The following is a 15,058-nucleotide window of genomic DNA, read 5'->3' as shown; positions in this document are numbered from 1 at the left end:
CTTCTTCGCCTACCCTTCTGAGGCGAGACGGCACGCCCGTCCCAAAAAAAGCGTTATCGGACTGTTGCGCAATTGGCAGCTGACCACCTAACTTAGACACACGGTGAGATTCAGGTAACACCGATGTACACAGTGTGGCGTAGATCGCAGGTCAGGATCTGCACCCCAGGAGGGCGGTCGCGAGGGCGGCCGGTAGGGAAGGGACCAGCTCGTGTCAGGAACACGGCCTGCGGCGCGTAGGACAAACATTGCGGCCGCACAAGGGGTACTCCGCAGCGTTGACGCCGAAGAACGGATCGCCTGGGTTTCCAAAGCACTGTGCCGGACCACGGATCCGGACGAACTCTTCGTCCGGGGAGCCGCCCAACGCAAAGCCGCCGTCATCTGCAGGCACTGCCCGGTCATGCAGGAGTGCGGCGCGGACGCGCTGGACAACAAAGTCGAGTTCGGCGTCTGGGGCGGCATGACCGAGCGTCAGCGCCGGGCGCTGCTCAAGCAGCACCCCGAGGTGGTGTCCTGGGCCGACTTCTTCGACAAGAGGCGAACCCGCAACGTCGGCTGAGTCCGCGGTTCGAGCGGCCTGCTAGCGCCCGGTCGCCCGCGCGGCGTCGTCGCCGGTGGCGGTGATCTGATCGGCGAGCGCGCGCAGCGCTTCCAGATCCGAGACGTCGAACGGCAGCGAGGGGACGCCGACGACCGGCACGTGCGGATTGGCCCCGGTGAAGCGCGACAGCAACCTGATCTCCCGCTTGGCGGTCTGCGCGCGTTCGGCATGAATCTTCAGCACGGCCGCGGCCAACGACGCCGCCCCGGAATTCGGCTGAGCCTCCAGCGTTTCGGCCCCGTCGATCGCCCGCTCGGCGGGTAACGAACACAGCGTGGGGTGGGTGCGGTTCAGGACCAGCCCGGCGAGCGGCATGCCTTCTTGCGACAACCGGTCGACGAAGAACGAGGCCTCGCGCAGCGCGTCGGGCTCGGCCGCCGACACGACGACGAACTGGGTACCGCGCCTCTTCAGCAGCGCGTAGGTGCGATCCGCCTTCTCGCGGAATCCGCCGAAGGTGGCGTCCAGCGACTGGACGAACGCCGCCGCGTCGCTCAGCATCTGCGAGCCGAGCACGGTGGACATCGCCTTCATCGCCAAACCCATTGCGCCCGTGACCAATCGGCCGATGCCCCGGCCCGGCGCGAGCAGCAGCCGCCACAATCGGCTGTCCATGAAGCTGCCCAGTCGCTTGGGTGCGTCCAGGAAGTCCAGCGCGTTGCGCGACGGCGGGGTGTCCACCACCACCAGGTCCCATCGGTCCTCGGCCAGCAGCTGCCCCAGCTTCTCCATCGCCATGTACTCCTGCGTCCCGGCGAGCGAGCTGGCGACGGTCTGATAGAACTGGTTGTCCAGAATCGCTTGCGCCCGACCGTTTCCGGAGTACTGGACCACCATCTCATCGAACGTGCGGCGCATGTCGAGCATCATCGCGTGCAACTCGCCGGGAACCTCGGGCCCCAGGGGCACCCGCTGCGGGGTGTTGCCGAGATCGCTGACCCCCAGCGCCTGTGCCAATCGCTTGGCCGGGTCGATCGTCAGGACGCACACGTTGCGGCCGTATTCGGCCGCGCGCAACGCCATCGCGGCCGCGGTGGTGGTCTTGCCCACCCCGCCGGCGCCGCAGCACACCACCACCCGGTTGGTCGTGTCGGCCAGGATCGTCGCCATGTCAAGCCGATTCGGCGTGGTACTCATCGAACTCCCTGCTGCGCAAGCGATTCCGAAAGCTCATAAAGACTTCCGAGGTCGACTCCGTCGGAGATCGCCGGCAGTTCGAGGCGCGGCACCTGCCACGCGTCCAGCTGCTGGGCGATCTCGGCGCGCGCGGCGATGACCGTCGCATGCTCGATGGTTTCGGTCAGCAGCCCGGCGAAGTCGGCGTCGTTCAGCTTGATCCCCGCCGTCTGAAGCCCCGCCCGCAGTGAGTCCGCGTCCACGTCTCCCTCGGCGGCCTTCGCCAGGTCGGCGGGCTGCAGGTGCGACGCGATGTTGCGGTTCACGATCACGCTGCCGATCGGCAGCTCCATCTCGGCGAGCTCCTCGATGGCTTCGAGCGTCTCCTGCACCGGGAGCGCCTCCAGCAGGGTGACCAGGTGGATGGCGGTCTGGTCGGAGTGCAGCAGCTTCACCACGCCCTCGCTCTGCGAGTGCACCGGCCCGCCCTTGGCCAGATCCGACACGGCCTTGGTGACGTCCAGGAAGCGGGCGATTCGCCCCGTCGGGGGGGCGTCGACGACAACCGCGTCGTAAACCGGAAGCCGGTTCTTGTCGACACGCACCACCGACTCCTTGATCTTCCCGGTGAGCAGCACGTCGCGCAGGCCCGGCGCGATCGTCGTGGCGAACTCGATGGCGCCGATGCGACGCATCGCCCGCCCGGCGATGCCGAGGTTGTAGAACATGTCCAGGTATTCCAGGAACGCCGCCTCGATGTCGATCGCCAGGGCGTTGACCTGTCCGCCGTGTTCGGCGGTCGCGATCTTGACCTCCTGGTAAGGCAGCGGCGGGACGTCGAAGAGCTGCGCAATGCCTTGCCGCCCTTCGACTTCCACGAGGAGCACCTTGCGGCCTCCGGATGCCAGGGTCAGTGCCAGTGCGGCCGCTATCGTCGACTTGCCCGTACCGCCTTTGCCGGTGACGAAATGCAGGCGCGCTTTGGACAGCCGCGCCGGCCAGCCGACGGCGCTACCGCCGCTCGATGTGTTTGCCACCTTCGCATGCTAGCCCGCCCGGCGCCCGGCCCCCGGGCAGGCCAGAGCCGTTCACATCCGACCGATAAGCTCGCGCCATGAGCCAACCGACCGCATGGGAATACGTCACGGTCCCGCTGCTGACCCACGCCACCAAACAGATTCTCGACCAGTGGGGTGCCGACGGCTGGGAACTGGTGTCCGTACTGCCCGGTCCCACCGGTGAGCAACACGTCGCTTATTTGAAGCGCCCCAAGTAGATGACGGCGTCGGCCCGGCTCGCGCGACTCGGGGTCGCGCTCCCGGAGGTGGTGGCGCCGCTGGCCGCCTACGTGCCCGCGGTGCGCACGGGTGACCTGGTCTACACCGCGGGTCAGCTGCCGATGCAGGCCGGGCAGCTGGCCGGGACCGGCAAGGTCGGGGCACAGGTCAGCCCGGAGGACGGCAAGGCGCTGGCGCGGATCTGCGCGCTCAACGCCTTGGCCGCCATCGATTCGCTGGTGGGCATCGATGCGGTGACCCGAGTGGTCAAGGTCGTCGGATTCGTCGCGTCCGCACCGGGTTTCAACGGCCAGCCCGGCGTCATCAACGGGGCTTCCGAGCTGCTCGCCGAGGTGTTCGGCGATGACGGCGCGCACGCGCGGTCGGCGGTCGGGGTGTCCGAGCTGCCGCTGGATGCGCCGGTGGAAGTGGAGCTCATCGTGGAGGTCGGCTCACGACCGTGACCGACGCGCCCGAGTCACTGAGCCATCCCGCCTACGGCAGGTTGCGGCCGGTCACCGACACGGCCTCGGTCCTGTTGGCCGACAACCCGGGCTTGCTGACGCTCGAGGGCACCAACACGTGGGTGCTGCGCGGCGAGGGCAGCGACGAGATGGTCGTCGTGGATCCCGGGCCCGACGACGACGAACACCTCGCCCGGGTCGCCGGCCTGGGCCGCATCACCCTGGTGCTGATCAGTCACCGGCACGGCGATCACACCGACGGCATCGACAAGCTGGTCGAGCGGACCGGCGCGACGGTGCGCTCGGCGGGCAGCGGGTTCCTGCGCGGTTTTGGCGGCCACCTCACCGACGGGGAGATGATCGACGCGGCCGGCCTCAAGATCAAGGCGATGGCCACCCCCGGCCACACCGCCGACTCGTTTTCGTTCGTGCTCGACGACGCCGTGCTCACCGCGGACAGCGTGCTGGGGCGCGGCACCACCGTGATAGATAAGGAAGACGGCAGCCTGGCCGACTACCTGGAGTCGCTGCGGCGGCTACGCGGGCTCGGGCCCCGGACGGTGCTGCCCGGTCACGGGCCCGACCTGCCCGACCTTCAGGCCGTCGCGTCGGGCTACCTGAAGCACCGGCGCGAACGCCTGGAGCAGGTGCGCGCGGCGTTGCGGGACATCGGCGACGACGCCACCGCGCGCCAGGTCGTCGAACACGTCTATGTAGACGTCGACGAGAAACTCTGGGACGCCGCCGAATGGTCGGTTCAGGCGCAGCTGGACTATTTGCAGCGCTGAACTCGCACCGAAATGGGCGTTAACGCGGAAAAGCTCGAGAGAGCGTGTCGATAAGGCCGATCTCGGCGCAATTCGCGTGCATACCGTGTGCGCTTACCTCGCTCGGTTGCGCCCGCGCTCCGCGCGCGCTTACCTCGCTCGGGGTTCGGTTTCTCGCTCGGTTGCGCCCGCGCTCCGCGCGCGCTTACCTCGCTCGGCGGGCCAGCCTTTCGGAGTCCGAAATCAGCACACTCTTGCCCTCCAGGCGGATCCAGCCGCGGTGGGCGAAATCGGCCAGCGCCTTGTTCACCGTCTCCCTGGACGCGCCCACCAGCTGGGCGATCTCCTCCTGGGTCAGGTCGTGGGTGACCCGCATCGCGCCACCCTCCTGAGTGCCGAAACGCTGGGCGAGCTGCAGCAGCTGCTTGGCCACCCGGCCCGGCACGTCGGTGAAGATGAGGTCGGCCAGGTTGTTGTTGGTGCGGCGCAGCCGTCGGGCCAACACCCGCAACAGCTGCTCGGCGATCTCGGGACGATCCGCGATCCACGCCCGCAGCGCGTCGCGGTCCATCGACACCGCGCGCACCTCGGTGATGGTGGTCGCGCTGGAAGTCCGCGGGCCCGGGTCGAAGATCGACAACTCACCGAACATGTCCGACGGGCCCATGATCGTCAGCAGGTTCTCCCGGCCGTCGGGTGAGCGGCGGCCGATCTTCACCTTCCCCGAGACGATGATGTACAGCCGATCGCCCGGCTCGCCTTCGGCGAAGACCGTGTGCCCACGGGGGAAGTCGACGGGTTGCAGTTGCTTGGTCAGCGCGGCGACGGCGCTGGGCTCAACCCCTTGGAAGATTCCTGCCCTTGCCAGGATCTCGTCCACATTGCCTCTTCAGATTTCCAATGATTCTACGGGCAGGTTAATCCCGTACTCGCGTGATGAGTCTAGCGGTAGGACATTTTGTCCAACGTGCAACGCTACACACGATTGACGGGTCGAGTGGCCTTAAACTGCGGATTGATCCGCGACTGCGGGTGTATTCGCGTCGGCAATGTCAGCTCCGCATGGTCGACGAAGCTGGCGGCAAACGACGGCGCCGCGTGCCGTGGCCGGGCCGTCAGCCCGGCCAGCGCGGCCTCCGACAGTTCCCGAGCCTCGCGGCGGTGCAGGTATTCCAGCGCCTCCGGCAGGCCCTCCCGGGCCAGCGTGTGCATGTCGACGAGTTCGACGCGCTCGAAGAGTTCGGTGACCGCCAGCACCGCGACGTCGTCGCGGGCGAGTCCGCGCTCGAGCCGGCCCAAGCCGAGTGCCGCCAGCATCAGCAGCACCGGAACGCCGGCCACCAGCAACCACAACACAAGGAGAGTAAACATGGCCTTCAATCAACACGAGGTCTCGGCGAGATCACGAAATCAGTACTCTGTCGTAGGTGACAGCGGCTAAGTCGTCCGGGCGCACGAAGTCCACGCCCGCACCCCCGGGCGGCGACGCCGCGCGGCGCTGGTCCGAGGAGACCCGCGTCGGCTTGGTGCGCCGGGCGCGCCGGATGAATCGGGCGCTGGCGCAGGCGTTTCCGGACGCGCACTGCGAGCTGGACTTCACCACACCGCTCGAGCTGACGGTCGCCACCATCCTGTCCGCGCAGAGCACCGACAAACGGGTGAACCTGACGACGCCGGCGTTGTTCAAGCGCTACCCCTCGGCGCTGGACTACGCGCAGGCCGACCGCGACGAGCTGGAAAACCTGATCCGTCCGACGGGGTTCTTCCGGAACAAGGCGACCTCCCTCATCGGCCTGGGGCAGGCCCTGGTCGAGCGGTTCGACGGCGAGGTGCCCTCCACCATGGAGGAACTGGTCACGCTGCCCGGGGTGGGACGCAAGACCGCCAACGTGATCCTGGGCAACGCGTTCGGCGTCCCCGGCATCACGGTCGACACCCACTTCGCGCGGCTGCTGCACCGGTGGCGCTGGACCGCGGACAAGGACCCGGTCAAGATCGAGCGCGCGGCGGGCGAGCTGATCGAACGCAGCGAATGGACCATGCTGAGCCACCGCGTGATCTTCCACGGCCGCCGGGTGTGCCACGCGCGCAAGCCGGCCTGCGGCGTGTGTGTCGTGGCCAAGGACTGCCCCTCGTTCGGTCTCGGTCCCACGGAGCCGCTGCTGGCCGCGCCGCTGGTGCGGGGTCCGGAGACCGAGCACCTGCTGGCCCTGGCCGGCCTGTAGGGCACGGCCTTGACGCGCACCACGCGCTGGACGATCGCGATCCTCGCGGTGGTGGCGGCGCTGACCGCCGCCCTGGTGACCCAGCTGCGCGACGAGTCCGCGACGACGTCGGGGCCCGGCACCGGTGTGCACACGCCCGACCGCGAACACCGCGACGCCGACACGGCGGCCGCGCTGGCGGGCCCGCGGCGGCGGGCCGACCTGGCGCCCTGTCCCGCCGCGGGCGACGGGCCCGGCCCCGAGGCCCTGCGCGGCGTCACGGCCGAGTGCGCCGCGGACGGTTCTGTCGTCGATGTGGCCCGCGCGCTGGCCGGGCGCCGGGTGGTCCTCAACCTCTGGGCGTATTGGTGCGCGCCCTGCGCGGCCGAACTGCCCGCGATGGCCGAATATCAACGGCGAGCGGGGCCGAGCGTGACGGTGGTGACCGTGCATCAAGACGAGAACGAGACCGCGGCATTGCTGCGGCTGGCCGAACTGGGTGTTCGGCTGCCGACCCTGCAGGACGGCCGCCGCCGGGTCGCGGCGGCCCTGGGCGTGGTAAACGTGATGCCTGCGACGGTGGTTCTGCGGCCGGACGGTAGCGTTGCGCAGATGCTGCCGCGGGCTTTCGGAAGTGCCGACGAGATCGCTGCCGCGGTCGGAAATGACAAGGGATAAACCGCAAATTGGACCGACTGGAGCGCCCGGTGAGTGTCGGGGGTACGCCCCCCACGGACGGTGGGATCTCAGCCCGTGCGCGCGGGACGGTTCCGCTGACGCCCGAGGCCTCACCGGCGTGGCTGCGCCCCCTGGTCGACAACGTCGCGCAGATGCCGGACGCGTATCGGCGCCGGCTACCGGCCGACGTGCTGGCGATGATCACCGGCGGGGGCGCGTCGTTGTCGGCGATGGGCGGCGGGGGCCGCGAAGCCGCCGTCCTGGTGCTGTTCTCGGGCTCCCCGTCCGCTCGGGGCGACCGCAGCGTCCCCGACGACGCGGACCTGCTGGTCACCGTCCGGGCATCGACGCTGCGTCATCACGCCGGTCAGGCGGCGTTTCCCGGCGGCGCCTCCGATCCCACCGATGACGGGCCGGTGACCACCGCCCTGCGAGAAGCCCAGGAGGAGACCGGGATCGACGTGTCCCGGTTGCGTCCGTTGGTCACGATGGAACGCACGTTCATCGCGCCGTCGCGGTTTCACGTCGTCCCGGTGCTCGCGTATTCGCCCGATCCCGGGCCGGTGGCCGTCGTCAACGAGGCGGAAACCGCGATCGTGGCGCGGGTTCCGGTGCGCGCCTTCGTCAACCCGGCCAACCGGCTGATGGTGTACCGGGGTGACCTCGGCCGCAGGTGGGCCGGACCGGCGTTTCTGCTGAACGAGATGCTGGTCTGGGGATTCACTGGCCAGGTGATCTCTGCGATGCTCGACGTCGCGGGCTGGGCCCGGCCCTGGGACAGCACCGACGTCCGCGAGTTGGACGCGGCGATGGCGCTGGTCGGCGACCAGGGTGGGCCCCGGCGATGAACCTGAGTTCGATGACCCCGTCGCAGTGGCTTGACGTGGCCGTGCTGGCGGTCGCGTTCATCGCGGCCGTGTCGGGCTGGCGTTCCGGCGCGCTGGGCTCGTTGCTGTCGTTCGTCGGCGTCTTGCTGGGCGCGATCGCGGGCGTGCTGCTGGCTCCCCACCTCGTCAGCCACATCGCCGCGCCCAGGGCCAAGCTGTTCGCCGCCCTGTTTCTGATCCTCGCGCTGGTGGTCATCGGCGAGGTCGCGGGAGTGGTGTTGGGACGCGCGGTCCGCGGCGCGATCCGCAGCCGCATGATCCGCACGGTCGACTCGTTCATCGGGGTGGGGGTCCAGCTGGTGGTGGTGTTGACCGCGGCCTGGCTGTTGGCGACACCCCTGACCCAGTCCAAGGACCAGCCGGAGCTGGCCGCCGCGGTCCGCGGCTCGCGGGTGCTGGCCCAGGTCAACGAGGTTGCCCCGCCGTGGCTGAAGACGGTGCCCAAGCGGCTCTCGGCCCTGCTGAACACCTCCGGCCTGCCCGCGGTGCTGGAGCCGTTCAGCCGCACGCCGGTGATTCCCGTCGCCTCGCCCGACCCGGCCCTGGCCGGCAACCCGGTGGTGCAAGCCGCCGCGCCCAGCGTGGTCAAGGTGCGCAGCCTGGCCCCGAGCTGCCAGAAAGTGTTGGAGGGCAGTGGATTCGTGATCGCCCAGGACCGGGTGATGACCAACGCGCACGTGGTGGCCGGTTCCAACAGCGTGCAGATCTACGCCAGCGGCAGCCCGCTGGACGCCACCGTCGTGTCCTACGACCCGTCGGTCGACATCGCCATCCTCGCGGTCCCCAACCTGCCGCCACAGCCATTGGCCTTCGCCCAGGCCGAGGCGAAAACGGGCACCAGCGTCGTGGTGTTGGGGTATCCGGGCGGCGGCAACTTCACCGCGACCCCGGCCCGCATTCGCGAGGTCATCAAGCTCAGCGGGCCCGACATCTACCGCGATCCGGCGCCGGTGACCCGCGACGTGTACACCATCAGAGCCAATGTGGAGCAAGGCAATTCGGGCGGACCGCTGATCGACCTGAACGGTCAGGTGCTCGGCGTGGTGTTCGGTGCGGCCGTCGACGACCCCGACACGGGTTTCGTGCTGACGGCCGACGAGGTAGCCGGTCAGCTCGCAAAGATCGGCGATACCCAGCAGGTGACCACCGGGTCCTGCGTCAGCTGATCGCCGAGTCGAGGAACTTCATCAGGTGCCTGTTGATCTCCCCGGGCGCCTCTTCGTGGCTGAAATGCCCTGCGCCGGCGATGGATACATAGCGCCCCTGCGGGGCATACCGACGCGTCCGGTCGACCGGGTCGGCCAGCACGTAGGGATCGGCGTCACCGCGCAGGTGTAGCAGCGGCACGCTGAGCTGCTGGCACATCGATTTCATGAAACGGCGGCCTTCGTCGCGCAGCTGACTGCGCACCGCCCAGCGCTGGTACTCCAGCGCGCAGTGCGCCGCCGACGGAATCTGGATCGCGGTTCGCAGGTGACCGATGGATTCGGAAAAGTCCTCGGACGCAAGCCATTTGGTGCTGCTGCGGCGACGGACAAGGCGTTCGATCTCGGCCCCATTGTCGCGGGTCAGCAGGCGCTCCGGCCAGACGGGCACCTGGTAGCGCAGCAACGTCGGCAACAGTGCGTACCGCTGGTCGCGCCGGGTGAGCGTGGACCGGCGCAGTGCGGCCGGGTGCGGCGAGCTGATCAATGCGATGGCCGACACCAACCGCGCGTGCAGGAGTGCGGTGGCCCAGCATGCCAGCCCGCCGTCGGCGTGACCGACCAGGGTCGCCGACGAGTGCCCCAGCGCGCGAATGAGGCCGGCCGTGTCGCCGGCCAGCGTCCAGCCGTCGTAGCCGCGGGGCGGCTTGTCGCTGCCGCCATACCCGCGCAGGTCGACCGCGACCACCCGCGCCCCGGTGAGCCCCCGCAGCTGATGACGCCACGACCACCAGAACGAGCCGAACCCGTGCAGCAGCATGACGAGGGGCCGAGCGGTGGCGGGTGTGCTGTCGGCGGGCAGGGCCTCGACGCCGTGAAACCGGATGCCGTTCGCGTGCACGTCAAAGTGGCGCCATGGCCCCTCGATGCGGGTTACCGACGGATCCGGCGGGGCCACTTACCAGCCCGATGGATCGGTTTCGGGCTTTTCGTGCTTGCCGCGCTCGGCGAGCTGCTTGGCGGCGCCTTGCGGCTTGTCGTGGCCCGGCGTGAGGGCGGTGCGGGTCTCCTTGACCGATTCGATGGTCTGCCGAGGGCCCCGGATCCGGCGCACCTTGAGGAAGCCCAGCAGGGCCAGCAGCGCGCCGACCACCACCTGGACCCCGAACACGATGAGGAACGCCACCCAGCGCCACAGCCAGGTGTCGAGCAGTTCGGCGACGAAGAAGAAGAAAAAGAACGTCGAGTAGAACAGCACCACCAGCGCGGCGATGAAGTACACGCTCCCGGTCAGGCCCTTCTTGACGTCCCGGGTGATCTCCGCCCGGGCCAGTTCGACCTCGGCGCGCACCAGCGTGGAGACCTGCGTCGTCGCGTCCTTGATCAGGTCGCCGATCGACGGCTCGGCGGGCCGGGCGTGCGGGTCGGTCAGGGGGATCGTGGTCAGGGTGCTGGGCACACCGTTCTTGCCATCGGCTTTGCTCACAGACGGTCCCCTCCTTCGTCATTGCCCGGCGTCATCGTCGCGGTTCATGTTGCCATGCGGCGCTATGCCAGACGAGGCCAGCCGAAGACGGCGACCGGACCGCCGTCTTTCGGGTGCAACCGGTGACCTTCGCGCGCCGGCCGTGCGGGCCCGTTTCGGCACGGCGGGCGGGGCGCCTGGCCGACTAGACTGGCCACGCCGGTCCGGGTCCGGCCTGTCGATGGGAGTGGTGCTGTGCATACGGCGCACCGGTGCTTCGTGGCGGCAATCGCGGCGGTCCTCTTGGTACTGATGGGCTTCCCGGCGCGCGCCGCGGCCGCCGACGTCCGGATCCCGATGGGCGGCGGCGCCGGCATCGTCATCAACGGGGACACGATGTGCACCCTGACGACCATCGGCGGTGATACCGCCGGTGAGCTGATCGGCTTCACCTCCGCGCACTGCGGTGGTCCGGGCGCGCAGGTGGCCGCAGAGGGCGCCGAGAACGCCGGCGTGCTGGGCACGATGGTGGCCGGCAACGACAACCTCGACTACGCGGTCATCAAGTTCGATCCGGCCAAGGTGACGCCGACGGCCAACTACAACGGCTTCGCGATCAACGGCCTCGGCCCGGATCCGGCATTTGGCGAGATCGCCTGCAAGCAGGGCCGCACCACCGGAAACTCGTGCGGCGTCACCTGGGGGCCGGGGCAGGAACCGGGCACCATCGTCATGCAGGTCTGCGGCCAGCCGGGGGACTCGGGGGCGCCGGTGACCGTCAACAACATGCTGGTCGGCATGATCCACGGGGCGTTCAGCGACAACCTGCCGACCTGTGTCATCAAGTACATCCCGCTGCACACGCCGGCCGTGGTGCAGTCGTTCAACGCAGTCCTGGCCGACGTCAACGCCAAGCACCGTCCCGGTGCGGGGTTCACGCCGCTACCGGCCTGAGGCGGCTACTTCGACGCCTGGATCGCGTCGAAGACGCCGGGGTCGAGCAGCGTCGACGTGTCACCCAGTGCGCGGTTCTCGGCGATGTCGCGCAGTAGCCTGCGCATGATCTTGCCGCTGCGCGTCTTGGGTAGCTCCGGCACCACGTGGATCTCACGCGGCTTGGCGATGGGAGAGATCTCCCGGGCCACCTCGGCGCGCAGCTCGTCGACGACCCCGTCGTGCACCTCGTACTCGGCGCACAGGACGACGAACGCGCAGACGGCTTGGCCCGTGGTCTCGTCGGTCTTGGCGACCACCGCGGCTTCGGCCACCCCGTGGTGGCCGACCAGCGCCGACTCCAGTTCGGCACTCGAGAGCCGGTGCCCCGACACGTTCATCACGTCGTCGATACGGCCCACCACCCAGATGGCGCCGTCGCGGTCGTAATAGGCGCTGTCGCCGGCGAAATACCAGCCCTGCTCGGCGAACCTGGACCAGTAGGTCTCGACGTATCGCTCGGGATCACCCCAGATGCCGCGCAGCATGGACGGCCACGGTTGATCCAAGACCAGGTAGCCGGTGACGTGTTCGCCGTGGTGGACGGTGGGCACCAGTTCGTTGCCGTGGTCGTCGACGATGCTCGCGGAGATGCCCGGCAACGCCCTCATCGCCGAACCCGGTTTGGCCGCGGCGACCCCGGGCAGCGGGGAGATCATCGCGGCGCCCGTTTCGGTCTGCCACCAGGTGTCCACGATCGGGAGGCTGTCGGCCCCGATCACCTTGTGGTACCAGCGCCACGCCTCGGGGTTGATCGGCTCGCCCACCGTGCCCAGCAGTCGCAGGCTGGACAGGTCGTGTGCGTCGGGGATCTCGCGCCCCCACTTCATGAAGGTACGGATGAGCGTGGGCGCGGTGTAATAGATTGTCACGCCGTACTTTTCGATGATCTCGAAATGCCGGTGCTGGGTGGGAGAGTCGGGCGTGCCCTCGTAGAGCACCTCGGTGACGCCGTTGGACAGCGGCCCGTAGACACCGTAGGTGTGCCCGGTGACCCAGCCGATGTCGGCGGTGCACCAGAACACGTCGGTCTCGGGCTTGATGTCGAAGACGTAGTAGTGCGTGTAGGAAGACTGCGTCAGATAGCCGCCGCTGGTGTGCACGATGCCCTTGGGCTTGCCGGTGGTGCCGGAGGTGTACAGCAGGAACAGGGGCTGCTCGGCGTCGAAGGGCTCCGGGGTGTGCTCGGGCGACGCGGCGTCGACGACGTCGTGCCACCACAGGTCGCGGTCGTCGTTCCACGACACGTCGATACCGGTGCGGCGCACCACCAGGATGCGCTCGACGGAGCTGTCGCCGTCCGGGCCGGACGCGACCGCCTCGTCGGCGGCGTCCTTCAGGGGCGCCGGCTTGCCGCGGCGGAACTGCCCGTCGGCGGTGATCAGCAATTTGGCCTGCGCATCGGCGATGCGGGCCCGTAGCGCCTTCGCGGTGAAGCCGGCGAACACGACGCTGTGCATGATGCCCAGGCGGGCGCAGGCCAGCATCGCGATCACGGCTTCGGGGATCAACGGCAGGTAGATGGCGACGCGGTCACCGGCGACGAGTCCCAGTTCGGTCAGCACGTTCGCCGCCTTGCACACCTGCGCCTGCAGCTCGGCATAGGTCAGGCTGCGGCTGTCGCCGGGCTCGCCTTCCCAGTGGATGGCGACCCGGTCGCCGTTGCCGGCCTCCACGTGCCGGTCCACGCAGTTGTAGGCGACGTTGAGCTTGCCGTCGGCGAACCACCTGGCGAACGGGGCGTCCGACCAGTCCAGCACCTCGGTGAAGGGCTTGGCCCAGGTGAGCCGGTTCGCCTGCTTGGCCCAGAAGGCCAGCCGGTCCTCGCCGGCCTCGCGGTAGAGCTCCTCGCCCGCGTTGGCCTGTTCGGCGAACCCGGGCGGCGGGGGATACGACGACGGGCCTACGGCGTCGGTGGCGGTCACTGGCTTCCTCCTAATGTCGAGGCTCGTCAATCGTCAGAGAGCCTAGCCCCACAAGGTGAAAGCGACCCTGCGAATACGGGTCAAAGCGCGGCCCGATGCCGGATAATCATCGGTGTGCCGGGCCACGGGCGGCGCACCCGCCGACTAGTTCCCAGCTTCGCCGCGGCCGCAACGGGTTACGCGGCCATCGCCATGCTGGGGGCTCCGGCGTGGGCCATGCCCACCGACACCGCCGATGCGCCCACCCCGTGCTGGTCGGACCGGATCGCCGTGACCGCCTCGCCGGCCCAGGCCGCCGTCGGGCACCGAGCGACCACGCTGGTGTTCAGCCTCGCCGGCGGCGCGGAGCCCTGCACGCTGACCGGCTACCCGGGGGTCGACTCCGGTGCCGGGGGCCCGGTCATTCACGCCCAGCCCACGCTGCGCGGCTACATGGGCGGCCTGCCGGGCGGCGCCGAGGTGCCGCCCACCGTCATCCTGTCCCTGTCCACGCAGGCGCAGGCCGTCGTGGAGGGCATCGCCATCGACGCCAACGGCGACCCGTGCCCCACCTACTCCGAGCTGCTGGTCAACCCGCCGGACACCACCGTGGTGCTGACCGTGCCGGCCACCATCGACGCCTGCGCGCTGCAGGTGCACCCCGTCACGCCCGTCTGAGCGTCACGAGTCGGCTTGCGCCAGGCAGTAGACCCGCGGCGGCGTGGGGTACGCGTTGGCCGTTGTCCCCGGCGGACATTGCGTTTCGTCGGCGCTGCCGTCAATGCGCTTGTCGACCTTGAATCTTGCGAAGCGTGCTTCAGCGCAATCGACCGGTGTCCACGTCGTCGTCTCGCGCTGGTCGGTCCTCAGGTAGCAGAGCCCTTGTTTGAGGTTGGCGGCAAAACACAGTGTGTGGGATTCGTTGGTGAGGCGCGCGTAGACAGAGTCGCCGCGCTTGTTGTCGGGGCATGTCGTCGTCGGCCCGCCTTTGGCGGCGAGCTCATAGGTCGCCACAGGATCACCGCAGTCGGTCGGTTGGTTGAGCGAACCCATACGGACCTCGAATTCGGTGAAGCACTGACCTATTTCGGGCATCGCGGCTCTGGTCGATGGGGTTGGCTGGGCGGTCGTGGGCGAGCCACGATCGTCGCTCGACAAGGCGCGCGCAGCGTGGAAGAAGATGTTCAGCCCGCCCAGCCCCAGCAGGACGGCACCGATGGTGATCAGCGTGGTGGCCGACTTGCTCGTTCGTGGCCGCGGCGGCACCGCCGGCGGGTAACCGGGATACGGCGGCGGAACGGGGTAAGCCCCCGGATAGCCCGTCGGCGGCGGTGCCGGCGGATACGGATGGCCGGCGTTGTACGGCGGCGGGACCGGTGGACGTCTGCGCGAGCGCTCCAGCAGGCCAATGATCAGACAGATCAATCCGATTGCGGGAAGGCCGAACAAGAAGATCATTCGCCCCGCCAGCACATCCGGTCCCTCCGAGGCCAGTTGCACCACAGTCACGACGGGATTCTAGATTCGCGGACCCGCACCGGGCACTTCACCACT

18 protein-coding genes are annotated in these 15,058 nt (G+C 69.0%); 10 read left to right on the top strand and 8 right to left on the bottom strand.

The genetic code is table 11. From position 1 onward, the window contains the following. Positions 1-211 precede the first annotated feature (211 nt). On the top strand, positions 212-562 hold the full coding sequence (locus G6N37_RS17815; protein WP_083173470.1) for a WhiB family transcriptional regulator: 351 nt from the start codon (positions 212-214) through the stop codon (positions 560-562). A gap of 21 nt (positions 563-583) precedes the next feature. Here G6N37_RS17815 and G6N37_RS17810 read toward each other — a convergent pair whose 3' ends face one another. Next, on the bottom strand, positions 584-1,741 hold the full coding sequence (locus G6N37_RS17810) for an ArsA family ATPase (protein WP_163682390.1): 1,158 nt from the start codon (positions 1,739-1,741) through the stop codon (positions 584-586). After that, on the bottom strand, positions 1,738-2,757 hold the full coding sequence (locus tag G6N37_RS17805; RefSeq protein WP_163682388.1) for an ArsA-related P-loop ATPase: 1,020 nt from the start codon (positions 2,755-2,757) through the stop codon (positions 1,738-1,740). The genes G6N37_RS17810 and G6N37_RS17805 overlap by 4 nt, the downstream gene beginning before the upstream one ends. 77 nt (positions 2,758-2,834) lie before the next feature. On the opposite strand from G6N37_RS17805, the gene G6N37_RS17800 reads away from it, so the two are divergent. From G6N37_RS17800 to G6N37_RS17790, 3 genes are read left to right on the top strand one after another with little or no spacing between them, the layout of a single operon-like run. Beyond that, positions 2,835-2,996: a DUF4177 domain-containing protein gene (locus tag G6N37_RS17800; RefSeq protein WP_007166633.1), complete on the top strand. Its 162-nt coding sequence runs from the start codon at positions 2,835-2,837 to the stop codon at positions 2,994-2,996. Continuing rightward, positions 2,997-3,461 carry a RidA family protein gene (locus G6N37_RS17795; RefSeq protein ID WP_163682385.1) on the top strand — a complete coding sequence of 155 codons (465 nt, stop codon included), beginning with the start codon at positions 2,997-2,999 and terminating at the stop codon, positions 3,459-3,461. Then, positions 3,458-4,249: an MBL fold metallo-hydrolase gene (locus G6N37_RS17790; protein ID WP_163682383.1), complete on the top strand. Its 792-nt coding sequence runs from the start codon at positions 3,458-3,460 to the stop codon at positions 4,247-4,249. The genes G6N37_RS17795 and G6N37_RS17790 overlap by 4 nt, the downstream gene beginning before the upstream one ends. A 184-nt stretch (positions 4,250-4,433) precedes the next feature. On the opposite strand, the gene crp is transcribed toward G6N37_RS17790, so the two are convergent. Next, the gene (crp, locus tag G6N37_RS17785) at positions 4,434-5,108 is read right to left on the bottom strand and encodes a cAMP-activated global transcriptional regulator CRP (RefSeq protein ID WP_007166630.1); all 675 of its coding nucleotides are present in this window, start codon (positions 5,106-5,108) and stop codon (positions 4,434-4,436) included. A 95-nt stretch (positions 5,109-5,203) separates the two neighbouring features. Beyond that, on the bottom strand, positions 5,204-5,599 hold the full coding sequence (locus tag G6N37_RS17780) for a hypothetical protein (RefSeq protein ID WP_232075064.1): 396 nt from the start codon (positions 5,597-5,599) through the stop codon (positions 5,204-5,206). Positions 5,600-5,772: 173 nt separating this feature from the next. Here G6N37_RS17780 and nth point away from each other — a divergent pair, with 173 nt between their 5' ends. From nth to marP, 4 genes are read left to right on the top strand one after another with little or no spacing between them, the layout of a single operon-like run. Then, on the top strand, positions 5,773-6,453 hold the full coding sequence (gene nth / locus G6N37_RS17775) for an endonuclease III (RefSeq protein WP_163685178.1): 681 nt from the start codon (positions 5,773-5,775) through the stop codon (positions 6,451-6,453). A gap of 9 nt (positions 6,454-6,462) precedes the next feature. Beyond that, complete coding sequence (locus tag G6N37_RS17770) at positions 6,463-7,110, top strand: TlpA disulfide reductase family protein (RefSeq protein WP_163682381.1); 648 nt, start codon at positions 6,463-6,465, stop codon at positions 7,108-7,110. 29 nt (positions 7,111-7,139) lie between these two features. Then, complete coding sequence (locus G6N37_RS17765; protein WP_163682379.1) at positions 7,140-7,958, top strand: NUDIX hydrolase; 819 nt, start codon at positions 7,140-7,142, stop codon at positions 7,956-7,958. An 11-nt stretch (positions 7,959-7,969) separates the two neighbouring features. Next, entirely contained in the window at positions 7,970-9,163 is a 1,194-nt protein-coding gene (marP, locus tag G6N37_RS17760) for an acid resistance serine protease MarP (protein ID WP_163685175.1), read from the top strand. Here marP and G6N37_RS17755 read toward each other — a convergent pair. Beyond that, complete coding sequence (locus tag G6N37_RS17755) at positions 9,156-10,100, bottom strand: alpha/beta fold hydrolase (RefSeq protein WP_163682377.1); 945 nt, start codon at positions 10,098-10,100, stop codon at positions 9,156-9,158. The two genes, marP and G6N37_RS17755, sit on opposite strands and share 8 nt — an antisense overlap. Beyond that, positions 10,101-10,628 (bottom strand): phage holin family protein, encoded by a 528-nt coding sequence (locus G6N37_RS17750; RefSeq protein ID WP_163682375.1) that lies wholly within the window; start codon positions 10,626-10,628, stop codon positions 10,101-10,103. It abuts the gene before it with no gap. 234 nt (positions 10,629-10,862) lie between these two features. Here G6N37_RS17750 and G6N37_RS17745 point away from each other — a divergent pair, with 234 nt between their 5' ends. Next, positions 10,863-11,561, top strand: coding sequence for a chymotrypsin family serine protease (locus G6N37_RS17745; protein ID WP_163682374.1), 699 nt, complete (start codon positions 10,863-10,865; stop codon positions 11,559-11,561). Between the two features lie 5 nt (positions 11,562-11,566). Here the strand turns inward: G6N37_RS17745 and acs are convergent, their stop codons facing one another. Beyond that, positions 11,567-13,525 carry an acetate--CoA ligase gene (gene acs, locus G6N37_RS17740; RefSeq protein WP_163682372.1) on the bottom strand — a complete coding sequence of 653 codons (1,959 nt, stop codon included), beginning with the start codon at positions 13,523-13,525 and terminating at the stop codon, positions 11,567-11,569. Positions 13,526-13,639: 114 nt separating this feature from the next. On the opposite strand from acs, the gene G6N37_RS17735 reads away from it, so the two are divergent. Then, complete coding sequence (locus G6N37_RS17735) at positions 13,640-14,182, top strand: DUF4232 domain-containing protein (RefSeq protein ID WP_174813845.1); 543 nt, start codon at positions 13,640-13,642, stop codon at positions 14,180-14,182. 3 nt (positions 14,183-14,185) lie between these two features. Here the strand turns inward: G6N37_RS17735 and G6N37_RS17730 are convergent, their stop codons facing one another. Next, positions 14,186-15,013, bottom strand: coding sequence for an LppU/SCO3897 family protein (locus G6N37_RS17730; protein WP_163682370.1), 828 nt, complete (start codon positions 15,011-15,013; stop codon positions 14,186-14,188). Positions 15,014-15,058 lie beyond the last annotated feature (45 nt).

The sequence above is a fragment of the Mycobacterium seoulense genome, from assembly GCF_010731595.1.
Lineage (GTDB): Bacteria > Actinomycetota > Actinomycetes > Mycobacteriales > Mycobacteriaceae > Mycobacterium > Mycobacterium seoulense.
This window is presented reverse-complemented; position numbering and strand designations above follow the sequence as displayed.